This is a genomic window from Fusibacter sp., assembly GCF_057447755.1.
Window position 1 is genome coordinate 1 of sequence record NZ_JBVBZF010000170.1, and the last position, 7453, is coordinate 7453.

At 39.2% G+C, this 7453-nt stretch carries 5 protein-coding genes; all 5 read left to right on the forward strand.

The window, feature by feature from the left end; genetic code table 11:
* Positions 1-430, forward strand: a 430-nt coding sequence (locus AC220I_RS15255) for an SbcC/MukB-like Walker B domain-containing protein (RefSeq protein ID WP_486724718.1), incomplete at its 5' end; no start/stop codon positions are given.
* A 225-nt stretch (positions 431-655) separates the two neighbouring features.
* Positions 656-1192, forward strand: a complete 537-nt coding sequence (locus AC220I_RS15260) for a DUF8052 family protein (RefSeq protein WP_486724722.1) — start codon at positions 656-658, stop codon at positions 1190-1192.
* A 25-nt stretch (positions 1193-1217) separates the two neighbouring features.
* Positions 1218-2828 (forward strand): carbon starvation CstA family protein, encoded by a 1611-nt coding sequence (locus tag AC220I_RS15265; RefSeq protein WP_486724719.1) that lies wholly within the window; start codon positions 1218-1220, stop codon positions 2826-2828.
* Positions 2829-3032: 204 nt separating this feature from the next.
* On the forward strand, positions 3033-5075 hold the full coding sequence (gene hutU / locus AC220I_RS15270) for a urocanate hydratase (protein WP_486724720.1): 2043 nt from the start codon (positions 3033-3035) through the stop codon (positions 5073-5075).
* A 117-nt stretch (positions 5076-5192) separates the two neighbouring features.
* Positions 5193-7453, forward strand: a 2261-nt coding sequence (locus AC220I_RS15275) for an ATP-binding protein (RefSeq protein ID WP_486724721.1), incomplete at its 3' end; no start/stop codon positions are given.

Consider the following 7453-nt stretch of genomic DNA (forward strand, 5'->3'; position numbering starts at 1 on the left):
CAACTTGAGACTTCAAAGAATGACGACGGGTAGATTTGAGCTTGTTAGGAAGAAGGAAAGAAGCAAAGGAAATGCCCAGAGTGGCCTCGACATAGAAGTGATGGACCAATATACTGGTAAACTCAGACACGTAAAAACCCTTTCGGGTGGTGAGACCTTTAAGGCATCACTATCTTTGGCGCTTGGACTCTCAGATGTGGTTCAGCGCTTTTCGGGTGGTATAAGTCTTGAAACCATGTTTATTGATGAAGGTTTTGGTACCCTTGACAGCGATTCACTCGATAAAGCCATAGAATCCCTTATGAATCTATCCAGTCAAAACAGACTTGTGGGTATTATCTCCCACGTACAGGAGCTCAAAGAGAGAATACAGACCCAACTCTTGGTCGTACAGGAAATTGAAGGTTCACACACTAAAATTCAATGCTAATGATGATAAACCCCTAAGACGCATCTCGTTTTAGGGGTTTTCTACACCCAAAATTTGAAGGACCAGAACTTCAAAACGAATAATTGGAATATTCTGTTATATTACATACGCGAAATATGCACTTCAAACATGGAAATTTACAATTTATTCATAAATTCAACTCTTAAATCAAAAAATAGATAAAATGGACTAAATATGACAAGAGGGAGGATACCTTTGGAGACTATGGCAAAATGTATTGGATTTGGTCCTTTTTTAAAAGAAAGCCTAAGTGCTTACTATGATATCTTATCGCCTAAAAAGGGTGCTTGTGATTTCATAGCAAAGTATAACGAGCGAAACTCGGCATATGCACTGAAGAAAGAAATTGAATATTATGCATTTGAAAATAACGAGGTTATTTTTTATGAAAAGGTCAATGAACTCGACATGGCAAAAATAGATGAAATAAAAGCAATGTTTCAGTCAAAGCATAAAGAGTATGTGGCATCCAGCAAGGACCACATGGCAACTTCCATGTATTATGTCGTCGAAGTAGACCTGCCTCAACACAGCAGCATTATTAGTGCTATTAAACGCTTTAGGTTCTATAAGAGCTTTAAATTTGGCTTGGAAGGCTGGGTCAATGGCAGTATTATTTTAATCGACACCACCACGCAAAAGGGATATTCCAATCCCTATGGTAAAAAAGAGCTTAAGAGACTTTTGAAATTGCATAATAAGTTTCTTGAAACGATTGTAAGTCAAACGACTTCAATATAAAAAACTTTGGGGAGGTAGGAACAAAATGAGTGCAATGTTATTGATTTTAGTTTCTGTGGTAGTATTTTTTATTGCTTATGTCACATACGGCGCTTCTCTCGCTAAAAAGTGGGGGATCAATGAAAGCATTAAGACGCCAGCACATCGTATGAACGATGGTGTGGATTATGTGCCAGCTAAAGCACCGGTATTATTAGGTCATCATTTTTCTTCAATCGCAGGTGCGGGTCCAATCGTAGGTCCGATATCAGCAGCAATTTTCGGATGGGTTCCAGTTTTCTTATGGATCATCATCGGTTCAATTTTCTTTGGTGGTGTACATGACATGGGTTCACTTTTCGCTTCAGTAAGAAACGATGGTAAATCTATAGGTGAAGTTATTCATACTTCAATCGGAGAAAAAGGCAAAAAATTATTTGCAGTATTTGCATGGTTAACACTTCTACTTGTTGTTGCAGCCTTTACAAACATCGTTGCAAACACGTTTGTATCAGTGCCAGCAGCAGCATCATCTTCATTAATGTTTATCCTCTTAGCCGTTGTATTCGGTTACTTCGTTTATAGAAGAGGTGTGAGTTTGGCAATCGGTTCTGTTATTGGCGTAGTAGCCCTATTCGCATGTATTTATCTTGGCACTCTATTCCCAATTTCACTTTCAAAAGAAGTTTGGATGATTATTTTATTAGGTTATATTTTCGTAGCGAGTGTTACACCTGTTTGGATATTACTACAACCAAGAGATTATTTAAATTCTTTCTTATTATATGCAATGCTTGCAGGCGGACTTATCGGTATCGTTATTATGGGACCATCTATGCAACTTGCGCCAGTTACAAGCTTCTCAATTGGTAAATCAACCCTATTCCCAATACTTTTCGTAACAGTGGCATGTGGTGCGATTTCTGGCTTCCACTCACTCGTAGGATCAGGAACAACTTCTAAGCAAATCGACACTGAAAAAGACATTCGACTTATTGGCTATGGTTCTATGTTAATCGAAGGTGTTCTTGCAGTAATCGCAATTATCACAGCGGGTTACGTTGGCGCAGATAAATTTGCTGAACTCTTAGCAAATGGTGGCCCAGTTAACGTATTTGCAGATGGTCTTGGTACCTTCATGACTTCATTTGGCCTTCCTTTTGCAACAGCAAAAAGCTTTACAGCACTTGCAATTTCAGCTTTTGCATTGACTTCACTCGATACTGCAACAAGACTTGCAAGATTTATCTTCCAAGAGTTCTTTACAAGTGGTGAAGAAGTTTCTGAAAAAGGCATTACGAACAGATATGTCTCTACAGGGATCACTGTTATCTTCGGTGGTAGCTTAGCCTTCTACGGTTGGACTAAAATTTGGCCATTGTTCGGATCTGCAAACCAACTTTTAGCAGCACTTGCATTATTGGCACTTGCAATTTGGTTAAAGGAAATGGGCAAAGAATACAAGCAAGTCCTTATTCCAATGGTCTTTATGTTTGCGGTAACACTAGCAGCACTCGTGCAGTTAATCTTTGCAAACTTGACAAACTATATTTTACTGGGCTTCTCAATAGCGCTCTTTATCCTTGCAATCGTATTGATTCAACAATCAATTAATGCCTTCAAAGGAAAAGCAGCAATCCAAGACCAAGTGAAATAATCCATCAAAACGTTATTTTCCAATTTAACCCATATTCGGATACACCTTTCCACGGCCCCCAATTATGCCTGGTAAGGTGTATCTTTTTTTGTGGTGGACACTTAGAAACTGCGAATCGACTTTTTTTGACAAAAGAGAAGACTAAAAATAGACGTTTAACCTCTACAATGTGATTAATAGAATTGAACATGGAGGCGTATAAAGATGATTAATAACTCAGATATTTCAAAAGCAATGAAAGTCAAACTTGAAGATATCTTCAAGACCTTACCTGAAAAACCAAAGTTTGTTGAGGGGATCAGAAGAGCACCAAAGCGTGAATTTACATTATCAAAAGAAGAAACGGCATTATCTCTAAGAAATGCTTTGCGTTACATCCCAGAAGAATGGCATGAAGCATTGGCTGAAGAATTTTTAGAAGAGCTTTTAACAATGGGAAGAATCTATGGCTACAGATTTAGACCTGCTACTGAAATCAAAGGTAAATCCATCGATGATTACAAGGGTGCAACCGTTGAAGGTCGTGCAATGCAAGTTATGATTGACAACAACCTTGATTTTGACATCGCCCTCTACCCATACGAGCTCGTAACATATGGTGAAACTGGTCAAGTATGTCAAAACTGGATGCAATATCACTTAATCAAGAGATATTTAGAAGTAATGACAGATGAACAAACTTTAGTAGTTCAATCAGGTCATCCACTTGGCTTATTCAAGTCTCCAAAAACAGCACCTAGAGCAATTATCACAAATGGCTTGATGATCGGTATGTTTGATGACCTTGAAAACTGGAACCGTGCAGCGGCACTTGGCGTGGCTTCTTATGGTCAAATGACAGCTGGTGGTTGGATGTACATCGGTCCTCAAGGGATTGTACATGGGACTTATTCAACAATCTTAAATGCGGGTAGAGATAAACTCGGTATTCCTGAAGATAAAGATTTAAAAGGCAGATTATTCGTAACATCGGGTCTTGGCGGTATGAGTGGGGCTCAAGGTAAAGCAGTTGAAATCGCTGGTGGCGTTGGTATCATCGCTGAAGTAGACGAGTCTAGAATCGTGACACGTCACACTCAAGGCTGGGTAAGCGAAGTAACAAGAACGCCTAAAGAAGCCTTTGACAGCGCAAAAGCACATCAAGCGGCAGGCACAAAAGCTGCAATCGCCTTCCTTGGTAATATTGTAGACTTACTTGAATATGCAGTTGAAAACGATGTTCACATCGATCTTTTATCTGACCAAACTTCTTGCCACAATGCATATGATGGCGGTTACTGTCCAGCAGGTATTACTTTTGAAGAGCGTACAGAGCTTCTTGCAAAGGACAAGCCTAAATTTGTAAAACTCGTTAACGAAACTTTAGTGAGACATTATAAAGCAATCAAAGCCCTTACAAGCAAGGGTGTTTACTTCTTTGACTACGGTAACAGCTTCATGAAAGCAATCTTTGATGCTGGTGTATCTGAAATTTGTAAAAATGGCGTCAACGAACTTGATGGCTTCATCTGGCCTTCTTATGTAGAAGACATTTTAGGACCTGTATTGTTCGATTATGGTTATGGACCTTTCAGATGGGTTTGCCTCACAGGCAAAGACGAAGATCTTAGAAAAACAGATCAAGCGGCTATGGAATGCATCAACCCTGAGAGAAGATTCCAAGATAGAGACAACTGGATTTGGATCAGAGATGCTGAAAAGAACAAATTGGTTGTAGGTACAAAAGCGAGAATTCTTTACCAAGATGCACTTGGTAGACTTAAAATAGCACTTAAGTTCAACGAAATGGTTAGAAATGGCGAGATTGGTCCAGTTATGCTGGGTAGAGACCACCATGACACAGGCGGTACGGATTCACCATTTAGAGAAACGTCAAATATCAAAGACGGTTCGAACATCATGGCGGAAATGGCAACACATGTATTTGCAGGTAACGCTGCTCGCGGTATGAGCCTTATCGCCCTTCATAACGGTGGTGGTGTTGGTATCGGTAAATCAATCAACGGTGGTTTCGGTATGGTCCTTGATGGCAGTGAGCGCGTTGATGAAATTCTTTCAAATGCCATGCCGTTTGATGTAATGGGTGGTGTTGCAAGACGTGCTTGGGCAAGAAACGAGCATGCACTTGAAACCTCTATTGAGTACAATGACATCAGATCAACAGATCACATCACATTGCCATTTATTCCAAAAGAAGAATTGGTTCAATCTTTAGTTGACAAACACTATGTAAAAGGTGGAAAATAGTATTAAACAGAATGGCTGCTAATCGAGGTTCGAGAGGCAGCCTTTTTAATAAATGCTAAATCTGTGGTAAAATTCAAGGGTAAGACATAGAAATAATAGAGATGAAGCGAGAAGAACATGATAAAACTAAATCTTTTGGGAAAACCTAATATTGAAATAGACGGTAAAGCAGTGGATGTTTCACTCAAGAAAAGTGAAGCCATCCTATATTATATTGGTGTCCAAAAAAGAGTGACTCGATCTGAATTAGTGACTTTAATATGGGCGGATACGGATGAGCAAACCGCCAAGAAAAATCTTAGAAACAGCCTTTACAGACTAAAAAAAGACTTGGATCTCGATATTTTTCACTGTCCTAACAAGAACATCATCGAACTTGATGAAACCCTATCCTTAAAGCTTGATTATGACGATGATGATATTCAGTTTCTCAAATCCTACCAGGGTAAGTTTTTAGAGGGTTTTACGCTTAAGGAGTCTGAAAAATTTGAAGCATGGACCATGGAAACTGAGGCGACGCTCAATCAAAAATATATGACCTTGGGGGCAAGGTTTGTTAAAAATATCCTGGAAAAAGAAGACCAGGCTTTAGTAGACCAAGCGCTTGAAATTGCACTGACCATGCGCCAAATTGACGAGTTTGATGAACAGGTGACACGGTTTTTAATGCAGCTCTATCATCTGCAGCATCAGTACAAACCCATCGTAGAAGAGTATCAACGTATCAAGACCTTGCTCGACGAGGAAATGGGTATTTTACCAGATAAAGAAACCCGCGAACTCTATTATGAATTGATTAATCAAAGAGTGGATGAAGAATCACCAGAAACCTTATTTGGTAGACAATCGGAACAAGATATCGTCTTAAAGCAATTAGATGCCTTTGCCAAAGACAAGGACCGAAAGGGCGTTGTCATCATGGGGGAGGCTGGTGTAGGTAAATCCAAGCTCATGGAGGAAGCTTTTGAGCTTTCAAACCAGCAGGCCTTTTATATTCTTAAAGCCAATTGCTATCAGATGGAAGAGGAATTCAACTTTAAACCTTGGAACGAAATCTTTATACAGCTTTCGCCAATTATTAAGGCTAGAGGCATTGAAATATCACTCCCTATCCAGCAGATGCTCTCGCGTGTCTTTCCGAGTTTTGTTGAAAAACACGAACAGATGCGGATGGAAAATCTGGAAACCATTAAGTTTGATTTTCTTGAAAAAATCATATGTAATCTTTTGGACGAAATTGGACAAAATAAAAAAATCGTCTTTGGATTTGAAGACCTCCAGTGGATGGATCAAACCAGTTTAAAACTATTGATCAGTATCATGCTTCATTGTAAGCACGTGACATTCATTGGGACTATGAGAAATGAATATTCCAATAAAATAGACCAATTCATGGCGATTATGCACAAATACAATCTCATTCAGGACTTGATTTTAGAGCGTTTCAGTCAAGAAGACACATTGGCCTTTATCGATTTTCTGACAGATGGTCGTCTTGACGAGGCGGCAAAAAATCGCATATACAAAGAAACTGAGGGAAATGCCTTCTTTGTAGTGGAGTACATCAACATCATAGATGAAAAATTCAATCGCAGAATCAAAGATATTCTTGCGGCGCGATTCATAGGCATCTCTCAAGAGGCTATGAAAATCCTCAATATTACCGCCATGTTCTTTGATGAACTGGAATTTGATCTCTTACTTAAACTCTACGCAAAAGAACCCTATGAAACCATTGATCAAATACAGGAGCTCAAGGATAAGTTTATATTGAAGGAACTTGAAGGTGACGATGACGTGAGATACCGATTCACACACCACAAACTCCGTGAATATATCTACGAGGCCATTCCGCTCCCTAAGCGTAAAATCCTCCACAACAAAATTGCAGATACACTGGAGGAAATGCTCGTTGGAAACAAAAGGGACATTTTAATTATTCAGAAGCTAATTTACCATTATCAAGCTGCTGGTAATTATCAAAAACACTTGAAGTACTATTTGAGATATTTAAAGACCTATTTTGATTTTTCACATGAGCTCTATCCAGAAATCAACAATCAATCAGCCCTTAGCCTTGAACATACACCTGAAAAGACCTTTAGGGAAATTGCATTTTTAATTGAAAGAGAAAAAGAGCGCACAGATGAAATCGACGCACTTGAGATGGAATACCTCCATATGTATGCACGTTATTTGGTGAGACAGGGTCATTATACCACTGGTATAAAAATGGTTGAAAAGTTGATCCAGTTGGCCAAAAACAACGATAACAGTGACATGCTTTGGAAGGCCTACATCCAATGGGTTTATTACTGTATCCAAGTTGAAGATGCAGATACTATGGAAAAGGTGCTGAACTGGTTGTCACAAATGGC